This window comes from Bradyrhizobium sp. MI1.7 (genome assembly GCF_055811795.1).
Genome location: NZ_JBVVPO010000050.1, coordinates 1 through 14,236, shown reverse-complemented (window position 1 = coordinate 14,236; position 14,236 = coordinate 1). Strand labels below are relative to the sequence as shown.

General features: G+C 65.4%; 14 protein-coding genes. 8 read left to right on the top strand and 6 right to left on the bottom strand.

Annotated elements, in window-relative coordinates; all coding sequences use genetic code 11:
- Positions 1 to 87: 87 nt before the first annotated feature.
- Positions 88 to 1,818 carry a methyl-accepting chemotaxis protein gene (locus AC0L3X_RS33295; RefSeq protein ID WP_283016816.1) on the top strand — a complete coding sequence of 577 codons (1,731 nt, stop codon included), beginning with the start codon at positions 88 to 90 and terminating at the stop codon, positions 1,816 to 1,818.
- Positions 1,819 to 1,956: 138 nt separating this feature from the next.
- Here the strand turns inward: AC0L3X_RS33295 and AC0L3X_RS33290 are convergent, their stop codons facing one another.
- Positions 1,957 to 2,616, bottom strand: coding sequence for a peroxiredoxin (locus AC0L3X_RS33290; RefSeq protein ID WP_014494579.1), 660 nt, complete (start codon positions 2,614 to 2,616; stop codon positions 1,957 to 1,959).
- A 381-nt stretch (positions 2,617 to 2,997) separates the two neighbouring features.
- On the opposite strand from AC0L3X_RS33290, the gene AC0L3X_RS33285 reads away from it, so the two are divergent.
- Entirely contained in the window at positions 2,998 to 3,570 is a 573-nt protein-coding gene (locus tag AC0L3X_RS33285) for a hypothetical protein (RefSeq protein ID WP_028154483.1), read from the top strand.
- Between the two features lie 53 nt (positions 3,571 to 3,623).
- Here AC0L3X_RS33285 and AC0L3X_RS33280 read toward each other — a convergent pair whose 3' ends face one another.
- Positions 3,624 to 5,477: an alkaline phosphatase family protein gene (locus tag AC0L3X_RS33280; RefSeq protein WP_166342244.1), complete on the bottom strand. Its 1,854-nt coding sequence runs from the start codon at positions 5,475 to 5,477 to the stop codon at positions 3,624 to 3,626.
- A 499-nt stretch (positions 5,478 to 5,976) separates the two neighbouring features.
- Here AC0L3X_RS33280 and AC0L3X_RS33275 point away from each other — a divergent pair, with 499 nt between their 5' ends.
- The gene (locus AC0L3X_RS33275; RefSeq protein ID WP_283016815.1) at positions 5,977 to 6,423 is read left to right on the top strand and encodes a hypothetical protein; all 447 of its coding nucleotides are present in this window, start codon (positions 5,977 to 5,979) and stop codon (positions 6,421 to 6,423) included.
- An 18-nt stretch (positions 6,424 to 6,441) separates the two neighbouring features.
- Here the strand turns inward: AC0L3X_RS33275 and AC0L3X_RS33270 are convergent, their stop codons facing one another.
- The gene (locus AC0L3X_RS33270) at positions 6,442 to 7,284 is read right to left on the bottom strand and encodes a GNAT family N-acetyltransferase (protein WP_473317137.1); all 843 of its coding nucleotides are present in this window, start codon (positions 7,282 to 7,284) and stop codon (positions 6,442 to 6,444) included.
- 100 nt (positions 7,285 to 7,384) lie between these two features.
- On the opposite strand from AC0L3X_RS33270, the gene AC0L3X_RS33265 reads away from it, so the two are divergent.
- Positions 7,385 to 8,089: an SDR family oxidoreductase gene (locus AC0L3X_RS33265; protein WP_283016813.1), complete on the top strand. Its 705-nt coding sequence runs from the start codon at positions 7,385 to 7,387 to the stop codon at positions 8,087 to 8,089.
- A 279-nt stretch (positions 8,090 to 8,368) separates the two neighbouring features.
- Complete coding sequence (locus AC0L3X_RS33260) at positions 8,369 to 9,196, top strand: outer membrane protein (RefSeq protein WP_208087391.1); 828 nt, start codon at positions 8,369 to 8,371, stop codon at positions 9,194 to 9,196.
- 69 nt (positions 9,197 to 9,265) lie between these two features.
- Here AC0L3X_RS33260 and AC0L3X_RS33255 read toward each other — a convergent pair whose 3' ends face one another.
- Complete coding sequence (locus tag AC0L3X_RS33255; RefSeq protein ID WP_283016812.1) at positions 9,266 to 10,321, bottom strand: serine hydrolase; 1,056 nt, start codon at positions 10,319 to 10,321, stop codon at positions 9,266 to 9,268.
- A gap of 281 nt (positions 10,322 to 10,602) precedes the next feature.
- Here AC0L3X_RS33255 and AC0L3X_RS33250 point away from each other — a divergent pair, with 281 nt between their 5' ends.
- The 3 genes from AC0L3X_RS33250 to AC0L3X_RS33240 all read left to right on the top strand — a co-directional run bounded on the left by AC0L3X_RS33250 (position 10,603) and on the right by AC0L3X_RS33240 (position 12,530).
- Positions 10,603 to 10,992 (top strand): ArsR/SmtB family transcription factor, encoded by a 390-nt coding sequence (locus AC0L3X_RS33250; RefSeq protein WP_166097165.1) that lies wholly within the window; start codon positions 10,603 to 10,605, stop codon positions 10,990 to 10,992.
- Complete coding sequence (locus AC0L3X_RS33245) at positions 10,992 to 11,483, top strand: SRPBCC family protein (protein WP_283016811.1); 492 nt, start codon at positions 10,992 to 10,994, stop codon at positions 11,481 to 11,483. The genes AC0L3X_RS33250 and AC0L3X_RS33245 overlap by 1 nt, the downstream gene beginning before the upstream one ends.
- A 204-nt stretch (positions 11,484 to 11,687) precedes the next feature.
- A complete protein-coding gene (locus tag AC0L3X_RS33240) occupies positions 11,688 to 12,530 on the top strand; it encodes a hypothetical protein (RefSeq protein WP_283016810.1) in 843 nt (280 codons plus the stop codon).
- Here the strand turns inward: AC0L3X_RS33240 and AC0L3X_RS33235 are convergent.
- Entirely contained in the window at positions 12,511 to 13,197 is a 687-nt protein-coding gene (locus tag AC0L3X_RS33235; protein WP_063982664.1) for a response regulator, read from the bottom strand. The two genes, AC0L3X_RS33240 and AC0L3X_RS33235, sit on opposite strands and share 20 nt — an antisense overlap.
- A partial coding sequence (locus AC0L3X_RS33230) for a HAMP domain-containing sensor histidine kinase (RefSeq protein ID WP_473317136.1) occupies positions 13,194 to 14,236 on the bottom strand: 1,043 nt, incomplete at its 5' end. The genes AC0L3X_RS33235 and AC0L3X_RS33230, both read right to left, overlap by 4 nt.

Genomic DNA, 14,236 nt, shown 5'->3' with positions numbered 1-14,236 from the left:
ATGCCGCGTGCGGCGGTGTGAACCGTCGTTAATTCGGTCGTAAGCCGATTGCATGAATATGCAGGAATTCCGGGGGTAGTTCCATTCATGTCCAACCGTGCGACGGCAAAGTTCTTGCCGCAATTCAAGCTGGGTACCAAGGCCGTCCTGTGCGCCGTGCTGCTGATCGCCGTGAACACGGCGCTCGTGGTCGGCGCCGGCTACTGGTCGCTGACCTCCGCCTTCAACGATCGTGCACTGCGCGACATCGAGGTCAATTTGCGCACGCTGGCCCTGGCTTTTGCCGAGGTCGTTCCCGACGCGAAGATCACGATGCGGGATGGCGGGGTCGCGCGCGCCGAGATTCCCAAAATGCCGGAGTTCAGGGATCACGCCATCGTCGATCGCGCGGTGTCCTATGTCGGCGGCAACGCGACCCTGTTCGTGTTCGATGATGCGAGCGGGCAGTTCGTCCGCCGCTCGACCAATGTGAAGAAGGAGAACGGCGACCGCGCTGTCGGGACCCAGCTTGCCGCCGATCATCCCGGGCAGGCCGTCCTGCGCCGCGGCGAGGCGTACAAGGGCCCGGCCACGCTGTTCGGCAAAACCTTCATGACCGCCTATTTCCCGGTCGCGGATGCCACCGGCAAGGTCGTCGGCATTCTCTATGTCGGCATCCCCATGGCGCAGTTCGAGAGCATGCTGACCCAGGCCATCGAGAGCATGGCGATCGCGGCCGGTATCGCCGCGCTCCTGGTCCTGGTCCTCACCTTGCTGGTCGTCCGCCGTATCACCAGGCCGCTGACCTCGGTCACGCGCTCGCTGACGGCGCTGGCCGAAGGCAAGAGCGACGTCGAGATCGATTGCGAGGATCGCGCCGACGAGATCGGCGAGATCGCCCGCACGGTCGCCGTCTTCAAGAGCAACTCGCTGGAGCGGGCGCGCCTGCGCAGCGAGCAGACCGCGGCCACGGCTGCCGCGGCAGAGCAGCGCAAGGCGGAGCTGCGCAATTTCGTCGAGCAGTTCCGCGGCAGCGTCGGCGGCATCCTCGACAAGGTGCTGAGCTCCTCCGGTGAGTTCGAGCGGGTGGCGCGGCAACTCACCGACACTGCACGCTCCACCGCCGACCTGTCGGCGCAGTCGGCCGGCGCATCCGAGAACGCCTCCGAGCACGTGCGCACGGCGGCCTCAGCCTCCGACGAACTGTCCCAGTCGATCTCCGAGATCACCCGCCGGGTGCAGGAATCGAACGAGATCTCCGCCGAGGCGGTACGGCAGGCCGAAGCCACCGACCAGCGCATGGCGCAGCTCTCGGAAGCGGGGGCGCGCATCGGCGACGTCGTCAGGTTGATCACCTCGATCGCCGAGCAGACCAATCTTCTGGCGCTGAACGCCACCATCGAGGCCGCGCGCGCCGGTGACGCCGGTCGCGGCTTCGCGGTGGTGGCCCAGGAGGTCAAGACGCTCGCCGGCCAGACCGCCAAGGCGACAGACGAGATATCGAACCAGATCGCCAGCATGCAGCTTGCAACGGAGGAATCGGTCACCGCCATCAAGGCGATCGGCCAGACCATCGAGCGCATCAGCGGCATCGCGGGCTCGATCTCGGCCGCCGTCGAGCAGCAGAGGAGCGCTACCCACAACATCGCGGCCAGCGTTCGCGCTGCGGCCTCCGGTACTGCCGATGTCGCGGTCAATGTCCGTCACGCTGCCAAGGGCGCGAGCGAGACGGGAGAGACCTCCAGCCGGATGTTTGCCTCTGCCCAGGCGCTGTCAGGCGAGAGCCTGCATCTGAAGGCCGAGGTCGACAGCTTCCTCGACCGCGTGCACGCGGCCTAATCCAACTCGGTCATTTCCGGGGCGGTCCGAAGGACCGAACCCTGGTGCGCATTGCGCACCAGGGAATCTCTAGATCCCGGGTTCTGACGCATCACCCCGGGATGACTTCTTGCGGTCGCTATCCGCGATCGCCAGAAGTCACTTCGGCTGCGGCACGATCCGGATGTAGGGCTTCGGTTCCTTCCAGCCCTGCGGATAGATCGTCTTCGCCTCGTCGTTGGAAACCGAGCCGGCGATGATGACGTCCTCGCCCTGCGTCCAGTCGGCCGGCGTGGCGACGCGATGCTTGGCGGTGAGCTGAAGCGAGTCGATGACGCGCAGGATCTCCTGAAAATTCCGGCCTGTGGTCATCGGATAGACCAGCACCAGCTTGATCTTCTTGTCCGGCCCGATGATGAAGACGTTGCGGACGGTCTGGTTGTCGGCCGGCGTGCGGGTGAGGGGATCGCCCGAGGTCGAGGCCGGCAGCATCTCGTAGAGCTTGGAGACGTTGAAGTCGGTGTCGCCGATCATCGGGTAGTTGGGGGCGGCGCCTTGGGTCTCCTTGATGTCCTCCGACCATTTGGAATGGCGGTCGACCGGATCGACCGAGAGGCCCATCAGCTTGACGCCACGCTTGTCGAATTCCGGCTTCAGCTTGGCAAGCGCGCCGAGCTCGGTCGTACAAACCGGCGTGAAGTCCTTGGGGTGGGAGAACAGGAGAGCCCAGCTATTGCCGATCCAATCGTGGAACTTGATCTTCCCTTCGGTGGTCTCGGCTTCGAAGTCGGGCGCGGTGGTGCCGATCGGGAGTGTCATGGTTCTACCTCATCTCATTGAATTTACTTGGTAATTTATCTTCGGCCGTCGCGGTCAGTATAGGGTCTTCGCGGCCCTAAGTGAACCGCTTCAAGTAAAATGTGAATTTCTTCTCTGAAGGGCCGATTTCCTAGCACCTTTCTGTTACAGCCGCGCCTGCGACGAAACATCTCGACCGGAGCCGTACGGTCTCGATTGCCCCCATAAAGCCTTTTATGACCCGCATCACGCTCGCCCCGACGCCTCCGGAACCGAAATGGTCCTCGTAGCGACTAATCGGCAACCATTGAGAAAAGTCGCGATCCCCATATCGAATCATTAACCACCCCTTTACGCCCGCATGAAAATGCTGGTCGATCAGAAGAAATCTGGAAGTGAACTATGTCTGCCGCTGCGCATAAGTCTGTTGAGTCGCCGTCCCTCGAACCGTCCTGCCGCGATACCGCGGCTCATGCATTGACCGTCGTGCGCGACGGCGTGATCACGGGCGAAGGCCCGACCACCAAGGGCCGGGTCCACTTTTCCCGCTCGCTCGATGCAGATGACACCGCCTGGTGCGCGCGCATCCTGACCGCTACGGCCGTCAACGACCAGCCGGTCAGCCGCGCCGAAGCCGAGGCACTATTCGAGATCAATGAAGCCGCAACCGAGCGCACCGATGGCGGCCGGTTCGACGACCTGCTCGCCAAGGCCGTTGCCCATTACGCCGCGAGCGCCTCGGGCCTGAAGGTGCCGCCGCGCAGCGTTGCGCTGTCGGCAGAGTCTGAGATCGAGAGCTGGGCTCCGTCCTACGCCGCCAAGGTCAACAGCGAGATGCTGGAGTGGATCGCCGGACAGATGCGCGGCAAGCGCCAGAACAACCGTCGCCTGATGGCGATGGTGGCGACCTTCCTGGGCGCCACTGCGCTGCCTTTGGCGGGCCAATTGCCGAACGTATTCGACATCGGCATGTAAGAGTTAGACAGGACTATCGCGCCCCTTGCGAGGCGCGACAGACAGCGGCGGGGTTATTTCCCCGCCGTTTTTTGTTTGCCGGCGTCCGGCTCGAGCCCGAGCGTGCGGCCCGGGAAACCGGCGGCGTCGAAATAGCGCTGGCTGCCGACGCGCTGGAAGTTCAGCACGGTCACCAGGCCGCCCTCGGCGGGCTTGGACTTCAGCGTGCCGGTATAGGCCTTCGGCACGATGCCGTTGGGCAGGGCCTCTGACATCACGCGGCCGACAAGGCCGCCGTTCTGCGGGCCGCGCAGGCCCATGAGCTGGGCGGCCGTCATGCCGACGTCGGCATTGCTGACCGGGATCTGGCTGACATAGCCGGCTTTGAAGTCCGGACCGATCGCGGCCATGAAGTTCATCGTGTCGCCGCGGCTGAAGCTGCCATGCATGCCCTGGCCCTGGCGCAGCACGGTGTCGGCGACCTGCACCGAGCAGTTGGTCGGCGCCTCACCGCAATCGCTGGCATAGGAGCGGAAATTGACGACGATCGCCGGCGTTGGCGTCGCCGACTTGCCGCGCAGATTGATGCTCGACAGCGGCAGGGTACCGGGGATGCGGCCGAGCGAGTCGTCCACGAACAGGCCGGAGACGTAATCCTGCTCGAGCAGCGCCTTGACGGTCTTGACCGCCAGCTTCTTGTCCTTGTTCGGCAGGTAGATCAGGTCCGAGCCGCCATTGGTGGCGATGACGAGGTCAGGCTTGGTCGGATCCTTGCCGAGCACGCCGTTGCCGGCCTTCGGATGGGCGTTGCCGGTGACGGCGGCGTTCTTGTCGTTGGGGTCGAACAGCGGCAGGTCGAGCGCCTTGGCGAGGTCGATCGCCAAAAAGCCCATCGGCAAAAAGTCCTTCGGCGTGTCGTCATAGCTGACCTTGGCCGAGGGGCTGGTCTTGCTCTCCTTGGAGATGGTCGAGAAGCCGTGGTCGGCCTGGATCATGATGTTGGTATTCGCGGCCAGCCCGAGCTCGTCGAGCGCCTTGCGGAGCTGGGCGAGGTTGTTGTCGGCGTTCTTGATGCTCGCCATCGTGCTCGGGCCGTTGATGCCCGGCTTGATCTGGTTGAGGCTGTCGCCCTGGTTGTGCTGGGTGCCGTCAGGGTCGCGCGACCAGAACACCAGCACGAACGGCTTGTTGCGCGCCTTGAACATCGGCAGCACGGCCTTGGCGGCGACGTCGGCGAAATAAGCCTGCTGCGCGACGTTGGCGACGACGGTGCCGGGCGTCTTGGCATCGCCCGCCTTGGAATTGTCGCCGCGCGGTGGCGTGGCGAGGGGCAGACCGGCCTTGGTCAGCGCGTCCTTCACCTCGTCCGACAGCGCCACGCCGTTCTTGCCGCCGGTGGAGTCGTCGAACACGACCGAATGCAGGCCGGCCTTTTCGGGCTTGTCAGTGTGGTCGAACTGGTAGGTTGGACCGACCTTGCCGATCGCCGCGGTGCTGAAGCCCTTGTCGCGGGCCATCTTCAGAATCGTCTCTTCGTTGAGATAGTCGCCCTTGAAATGCTCGTCGATGTCGCCGAGCACGGCGTCGTTCTCGATGAAGGGGACCACGGTGTCGCCGGCGGGGACGGACGTATAGTTGGTCCAGATCGTGTTGGAGAACACGCCGGTGTCGCCGAGATAGTGACCGGTCGACATCGCCGAGCCGTTGGCCATGGTGAAGGTCGGGAAGAGCGAATGCGGGTTCTTGAAATTGACGCCCTTGTCACGGACCTCGGCCATCGCCGGCGCGGTCTCAGGCGTCACCTTCAGCGCGCGCAGACCATCGGGGATGAAGAGGATCAGGTTGCGGGGCGTGTTGTTCTGGGCGGAGGCAAGTCCTGTGGACAAGACTGTGAGCCCGGCGGACAGCAACACCAGTGAACGGCGCATCGAAATCTCCTGCGGTGAGGCGGCAATGGCCGCGACCGCGGCCCCCGGCCATCGTTTAGTTTTGCTGCATGACAGTTTTGTTACAAGACCCAAGGAGCAAGCAGAAGTGACGGGGAGGTGACCAGGCACCCACGGATGGGGCGTTGTCACGAGATCACAGTTATTGCGCCGTCATTGCGAGCGCCGCGAAGCAATCCAGAATTCCTCCGTGGCAAAACCCTGGATTGCTTCGCTGCGTTCGCAATGACGGAGGAGGCGACTTCAAGCAAAATTGCCGCCGCCAATTCGGCGAGCGCGATCAACTCCGATCAACGGGTCATGAGGACTACCCCGGAACGAAGTGTCTGAAATCAGCACAGAATCCCGGGCGACTTGCCGCACCAGGTACCCCGTTAATTCCGTGCCTTAACCAACAATTAATTATACGTTTGCGGGTGGGTGACGGCCCGGCCTAGCGTGCGGTGGGGAGCCGCCGAAGCCAAACGAGTTGGTGCGTATCATGATGTCCAGATCATATGGGGCGCTCTTCGCCTCGCTCAGCGCAGCCGCGCTGCTCCTTTCTGCCAATGACGGTTTTGCCAGGCCCGGCGCCACCGCCACCGCCGCGCACGGGATGGCCGCGCCTTCCGGCGCGATCGCGCGTCCGCAGATCGGTCCTGGCGCCCGGTTCCGCGGCCGCAACACGCCTTGGGTCTATTGGCCGGGCGGCGGCGGGTTCTACGACAACGCAGGCTATAACCAGCCTTTCGTCGATGCCGGGCAGCCGGCCTCCACCGACGTGCGTTACACCTATACGTACGACGTTCCCTGGGACTGGACCCATCGCTTCCCGCCGAATGTGGTGCCGTCCGACCGGCCCTATGTGCCAAGCTGCCCGACGGAGCAGGTGACGGTGCCCGGCCGCGGCGGCGGCGAGCACACGGTCAACATCATGCGCTGCTACTGAGCGGCGTCGTCCGCCCAGCTAGCCCAGCTCAAAACCGGTCACGCCGAAGACGCGGTCGATCCGCAGCGGCGGGATCGGCCCTGTGTACATCCGCGCCGTCTCGAACACCGGCTTGAGCCCGAGCGATTCCGCGAGCGCGATGGCCGCGCGATTGATCGCGGGGACGTCGAGGAAGACTTCGCCGCCGCCTGCGCTCGCCAGCAGCGCCTGCACGATCGCTTCCGCCGCTCCGCGGTCGTCGGCGACGAGCGGGCCGATCTTGTGGCCGGTCCGGCAGGGCCGGATCACCCCCCATGCCGCGAGCTCGCCGTCGCGCAGCAGCGCGCCGCCGAGATGGCCTGATGTGTTGATCCAGGCGCGCAGGAAGGTGCTGCGCGCGGCCGGGAAGACGGTCGCGTCGTCGGCTTCAACGAGCGCGAACGGGACATTGTCGAGCGCGACGATTTCGGCGGGTGGATTCGGCGGCGCGGCGACGATGCCGCCATAGCGGATATTGGCGTAGGCAAGCTGGAAGCCGGACTTCTTGTAATTATCCTGCTGCGCGACGACGCCATCGAGCCCGATCACGCGGGCGCCTGCATGTGCGATCGCCGCGTTCCAGATGCGCAGTCCGTGGCCGGCGCCGCGAAAGCCTGAGCGCACGATGTAGAAGCCGAGGAAGGCGAAGCGATCATCGAAATTGACGCAGGAGATTGTTGCGACCGGCTCGCCGTCGATCTCGCCGACGAAGAAGCCCTTCGCGTCCGGGATCGCGAAACAGGCGGCGTCGCCGAGGCCCGGATTCCAGCCCTCGGCCGCGGCCCAGTCGACGGCGATGGCGATCTCCTCGGGGCGAAAATTGCGGATCTGCAGATCGCTCATGACGGATGCCTTCGGCGGTGGACCTGGCGGCAGGTCCGGCGGTAGAAGGCCTCATGATAGGCCGGGCCCGGGGCTCGCCTCAACACAGGGATGATCGGTCATGGCAGCAGAGAAGGTCGCACTTGTCACGGCTGGCGGCAGCGGCATGGGGGCAGGGGCTGCGCGGCGGCTCGCGGCCGACGGCTTTCGCGTCGCGATCCTGTCGTCCTCCGGCAAGGGCGAGGCGCTGGCAGTCGAGCTCGGCGGCCTCGGCGTCACCGGCTCCAACAAGTCGAACGATGATCTGAAGCGGCTCGTCGACGGGGCGATAGCCAAATGGGGACGCATCGATGTGCTCGTCAACAGCGCCGGCCACGGGCCGCGCGCGGCGATCACGGAGATCACCGACGAGCAGTGGCACACCGGCCTCGACACCTATCTCCTCAACGTGATCCGGCCGACCCGGCTGGTGACGCCGGTGATGCAGGCGCAGAAGAGCGGCGCCATCATCAACATCTCGACCGCCTGGGCATTCGAGCCGAGCGCGATGTTTCCGACCTCTGCGGTGTTCCGCGCAGGCCTTGCCGCCTTCACGAAGATCTTCACCGACACTCATGCCGCCGACAACATCCGCATGAACAACGTGCTGCCGGGCTGGATCGACAGCCTGCCGCAGACCGATGCGCGGCGCGAGAGCGTGCCGATGAAGCGCTACGGCAAGGTCGAGGAGGTCGCGGCGACGGTGTCGTTCCTGGCGTCCGAGGGTGCCGCCTACATCACCGGCCAGAATATCCGCGTCGACGGCGGACTGACACGCTCGGTGTGAGTCGGCGCGCGGCTTCGCTCCGCCATTCTGGTGCACTTGTCGTAACGCGACGCGCGGCCTGCGCGGTGCGCCGCTGCGGCGGGGCGACGCGTGGCGTTCGGGTCACACTCGTCACTGGTCTTGCGCGATAAGTCACGGACTACGTCACAGTCCATACGAACTGCGCCGCAGACCGAGACGGCGAGCGGTCCACTCCCTATCCCCAATCTGCGCCGGATGGCTCCCACCGGTGCGCAATTGAAACGCGAGCGTCGATCGCGTGGGGCATGGAGACTCGGAATGAACAAGTTTTTGCTGGCGGTCGCTTCAATTGTGCTCGGCACCGCATCCGCGCAGGCGGCCGACCTCGCGGCGCAATACACCAAGGCGCCGGTGATGGCGCCGGCCTACAACTGGACCGGCTTTTACGTCGGCGGCAATGTCGGCGGGCAGTGGGGCAACGCCGATCTGAACACCTCGACCATCTGGACGCCGGCCGGCTATTTCGCCGCCAGCAGCGTCCCCGCCATCAACACGGTCGGCGCCCAAGGCGTCAACAGCTCCAGCGTGACCGGCGGCTTCACCGCGGGCTATAACTGGCAGGTGAACCACGCCGTGCTCGGCCTCGAAGGCGACATCAACTATTTCGGTTTCAAGGGCAGCGCGACGGGCTCTGCGCTCTATCCCTGCTGCGCGCCGACAGGCTTTACCGTGTCGTCGCAGGTCTCGGCCGATTGGCTCGCCACCATCCGCGGTCGCATCGGCTTCCTCGCGGCTCCGACCTGGCTGCTGTACGCGACGGGCGGCGCGGCGATCTCCGAGGTGAAGGGCAATTTCAATTTCACCGACACGTTCTCAGCCGCGACCGAGTCGGCCGCGATCCGCGACACGCGCCTCGGCTGGACCGCGGGCGTCGGCACCGAATATGCCTTCGGCGGCGGCTGGTCGCTCAAGGCCGAATATCTCTACGTCGATCTCGGCCGCGCCAGCGCGACCAGTACCAATCTGGTCGGCGGCGTAACGCAATATCCGAGCAACGTTTATACCCACTCGGTCGATCTCAAGTCGAACATCGTGCGCGTCGGCGTGAACTACAAGTTCGGCGGACCGGTCGTCGCCAGGTACTGAGCTCATCCCGTTCCTGATCTGGCGCGGAAAGCCCCGGCTCTGCCGGGGCTTTCTGTTGCGAGGGACGGTTCAGTGCGAGGCCATGAGCTTCGTCAGCGCGGGCAGGATCTTGTAGCGAACGATCTCGTGCGGGTATTCGCCGCGATTGGCGAGCAGGACGAAGCCGATCTGCCTGATAGGGACGAGGCCGAGATAGCCGGAGGCATTGTTGAGGCCGCCGGGCTTGTCGACGATGGTGGCGTCGGGGAGGTGGACCGTCTCCCAGGCCATGCCTTGTCCGAATTTGTCGTCGACGCGGAAGGTCTCGCGCTGCGTCATCCGCAGCGCCTCGCGCAAATGCGGTTCGACCGAGCGGTCGTCGACGCAGGCCGCAACGAAGGTCGCGAGATCCCGCGCGGACGAAAACATCTGGCCGGCGCCGGGAAAGTCGAAATAGCTCTGCTGGTTGCCGGGTGGGCCGATCGCCATGCCCTGATCCGAATAGCCTTGCACGACGCGCTGCATCCACGCCGCGTCCATCACGGCGCGGTTGTCCTCGCCGCGCTCCGGCAGGGAGGTCGCATCCATGCCGATCGGCCCAAGGATGCGCTGTTCGAACAGGGTTGCGATCGGAGCGCCGTAGCAGCGCTCGAGCACGAGCTGAAGCAGCACGTAACAGGCATGGCTGTAGATGCGCTGCTTGCCGGGCGCCTCGCCGGCCTGCGGCTCGAAGGCGTTGAACATGTCGATGAACTGCGCCCGCGAGAACGAGTCGTTCGGCCAGGGTGGATGGTCGGTCGACAGCAGCATGCCCGACGTGTGCGTGGCGAGCTGGCCGACGGTGACGCGGCGGACATAGTCTCCGGTGAGCTCGGGCAGATATTTCGGCAGGCGGTCGTCGAGCCGCAATTCACTCCGGAGCGAGCCCAGCGCCACCAGCGTCGCCTCGAACGGTTTGCGCAGCGAACCAAGGTTGAACAGCGTGTCCGGTGTGACCGGTCTTCGCGTGGCGTCGTCGGCGAAGCCGTAGTTGAAGAACTCGACATGGCGGCCGGCATAGAGCGCGGCGGCGAGGCCGCCCGGCTGGTCCGGCGTCGCGGTCGGCGCCAGCTCGTTGGCGACGATGTCGCGCATCTGCGCGATCATGTCGGAATCCGCGGATGCGCGGCGCGGCCAAGCCAACGCGAGGGGAACCAACGCAGCCCGCGCGAGGGCCCGCCGGGTGAGGTGTGATGAGGTGACAACAGACGGCACGGCTCTGACGCATGATGCGATGCGCCCCCTCTCTCTTCTAACGGGGAGGGCCGGGTGTCCCAATTCACGATTGCGCGTTGTGGGTTCCGCCGGTGGGGGCCTTGCGGAAAATTACTTAGCTTGTGAGCTAACAATTATTGACGCAGGGCGGTGGCGGGCCTATAGTTAGCTTCATGGCTAACCAATTATCCCAGCTCGACCAGATCTTCGCAGCCCTCGCTGATCCCACAAGGCGGGCGATCGTGATGCGGCTCTGCGCCGGCGAGGCGTCGGTCGGCGAGCTCGCCGATCCGTTCGAGATGGCGCTGCCGAGCTTCATGAAACACATCCATGTGCTGGAGACGAGCGGGCTCGTTCAGTCGGAGAAATCCGGCCGCGTACGCACCTGCCGTCTCAGCCCAGACGCGCTCGTCGGCGCGGAGGACTGGTTCCAGCAGCAGCGCGCGATCTGGGAGGCGCGGCTCGATCGGTTCGAGGCTTACGTCATGCAACTGAAGAAAGAGAAGGAGAGGGCGGCCGCCAAGCGGCCGTCCCGCACAACCAAACGGAAAGGTTCTGAGTGATGACGAATTCTGCCAATCCCGCTCTGTCGCAATGGTCGATGGACCGCGAGATCGTGATGTCGCGCGTGATCGACGCGCCGCGCGATCTGGTGTTCGAGGCGTGGTCCGATCCAAAACATCTCCCGCAATGGTTCGGGCCGAAGGGTTTCAAGATCGAGACCTTCGAGATCGACGTGCGCGTCGGCGGCGTCTGGCGCTTCAACATGATCGGTCCTGACGGCACCGTCTATCCGAACCGCATGCGCTTCCGCCGCATCGAGCGGCCGTCGCTGATGGAGATGGATCACGGCGTCGACCAGGACGATGATCCCGGCATGTTCCGCTTCACCCTCACCTTTGCCGAGCAGAGCAACGGCAAGACCGTGCTGATGATGCGGCAACTGGCCTCGAGCACCGAGCAGCGCGATGGCATGATCGGCTTCGGTGCCGTCGAGTATGGCTACCAGACGATGGACAAGCTCGCGGCGTATGTTGGTGGGATGAAGAAATAGAGTTCCCGCGTTATTCCGGGGGCCTCGAAGAGGCGCCCCGGAATAAGCTCGGAAACGCATGGGGAGAGCAGTCGCCTTCGCGAATATGACAGCGCGCAGGTCAATTATGACAGCGCCATAACGTAGATTTTTGTCGCGTCGTGCCGCCGATTTATGACAGAATTGCTACCACTAAATGTCATATCGGTTACGGCGGAGCGATACATGTTGCAGTGGCAGGCGCGGTCAAATCCCCTCGCGTGGTGGTGGGGGTCCCTGACGCTTGTCAGCAGTGCCAACATTCTCGTCTGGTTCATGCTGTACCGCGAGTTCTATCCGACGCCTGCCGGCAGCGCCGGCGGCGGTTCGGATATCGGGCTGATGTTCCTGCTTTGCGCCGGCTATGTGTTCGGCTGCGCCTTCCGCTCGTTCCTGCCGCGCGCCGACGTGCAGCGCATCTGCCTGTTCGATACCTGGCTCTCCAGCGTCTTCGTCGGCCGCACCGTCGCGACCGTGGCCGAACTGTGCTTCGTCGCGCAATGGGCGATCATCCTGCATCAGCTCGGTCACATGACGGGGGCGGAGACCGCGGTGAACATCGCGCTGGTGATCGTGCCCATCATCATCATCGCGGAGTGCTTCTCCTGGTACGCGGTCGTCACCACGAACTTCCTCTACAACGCGATCGAGAATTCGCTGTGGGCGGTGACGTTTTTCCTCGCCGGCATCGCGCTGTGCCGCCTCATGCCGGAATTCCAGGGACCGGTGCGCTGGGCGCTGATCGCCGGCATCATCGGCATCGCCTGCTTCCTCGCCTTCCTCGTCACCGTCGACGTGCCGATGTATCTCAGCCGCTGGCGGGCAGGGCATGAAGAGGGCAACAAGCTCCTCGGCTTCCTCGAAGGCCTGCATGACGTCGCGACGCGCTGGGTGGTGACCCACGACATCGCGCACTGGAAGGGCGAGCTGACCTGGATGTTCCTGTATTTCACCGCGGCGGTGTGGTCGAGCCTCGCGCTCTGCGCGCTCTACGCTATGGAAGGCTATCTCACGCGTTATCTGGCCTGAGCGACCGGGCTTCGCCGAGATCGGCCTGCGTCAGCAGGCCTTGCCGCAGCGCCAGCCGGACCAGCTCGATGTCGGAGCCGACGCCGAGCTTGTCCTTGATCAGCGAATGCAGGTTCGCCACCGTCTTCGGGCTGACGTGGAGCGTCTCGGCGATCTCCTCCGTCGTGTTCTCGGCGAGCAGGAGCCGCAGCACCTCGAACTCGCGCGGAGTGAGCACGTCGGCGGCCGAGCTCTCGCCGCTGATACGGCTGAGCGCGAGCTCGTGATCGATGTCGGGGCTGATGGCTATCTTGCCGGCGAGCACGTCCATCACGGCGCGCACCAGCGTCTCCGGCGGGCTGGTCTTGGTGACATAGCCCCGTGCGCCGGCGCGGATCGCCTGCACGGCGAAGCCGGCATTCTCGTGCATGGTGAAGACCAGGATCCGTGCGGCCTTGTCCCATTGCCTGATGCGCCTGACGGCCTCGATGCCGCCGATGCCGGGCATGCTCAGATCCATAATGACGAGGTCGGGCGCCTCGGATTTGAAGAGACGGTAGGCCTCGGCGCCGTCGGCCGCTTCGGCGACAACGCGAAGCCCCGGCTGCTTCTGGAGCACGGAGCGATAGCCCTCGCGGACGACGGAATGGTCGTCGACCAGCAGAATGGTCGCATCGGCCGCGCTCATGCCGCGCGCTCCAGTGGCTGCCGGTCGACACCTGCAAGCGGAATGACCACGCGCAGCGCGGAGCCGCCGTTCGGCGCGGCCTCGAAGCTCAACTGGCCGCGCAGGGCCGCTACGCGCTCGCGCATGCCGAGCAGGCCCATTCCGGATTTTGCGACGGGATCGTTCGACCGTCCGTCGTCGTCGATCGCAAGTGCGATCTCGTCGGCACGCATCGCAAGCTCCAGGCTTACCCGCGTGGCGCCGGCATGCTTGGCGGCGTTGGTGAGCGCCTCCTGCACGATACGGTACAGGCTCGCGCTGATCGTGGCGGGCAGGGTCGCGAACGCACCGTCGAAACGGATCGAAAACCGTGTCTGGCCGCGGCTACGCCCGTTCCAGCCCGCGACGAGGCCTTCGAGGCTCGCCACGAGCCCGAGCTCCTCGACATCAGGCGGGCGCAGCCGGAACAGCGCGCCGCGCAACGTCTCCATCATGCCGGTTGCGGTCCGCGCGATGCCGTCGCACTCGCCAAGCAGGGAGGGGCAGTCCTGTACGGCGGTCTGGCGGGCAGAGGAGGCGAGCGCGCGGATGGCGGCCAGCGACTGGCCGAACTCGTCATGCAGCTCGCGCGCGAGATGGCGGCGCTCCTCGTCCTGGAGTGCGATCAGTTTCCGCGTCAGCTCGCTGCGCTCGGCCAGCGCGGTGTCGAGGCTTTCGGCGAGATGGTTGAAGACGTCGCGGATCGCCGACAGCTCGGCGAGATCGAACGGCGGCAGCCGCGTCGACAGGTCATTGGCGGCGATCCGCTCGAGGCCGGAGCGGATCATGCGGGTGGGGCGCAGCGCACGCGCCAGTGCGGCGTAGACCAGGACGCACAACAGTGGCAGTGCGATCGCAAGTGCGAGCATCAGGCGGCCGGCCTCGTGCCAGGCGTGGGGCGGCGGCCCCGCCCGGGCGCCCCCCCCCCCCCCCGCGCCCCCCCCCACCCCCCCCCCCCCCCCCGCGCCCCCCCCCCCCCGCGGCCCCCCCCGGGGGCCATTCCCCCCCATCAGGGGATGGC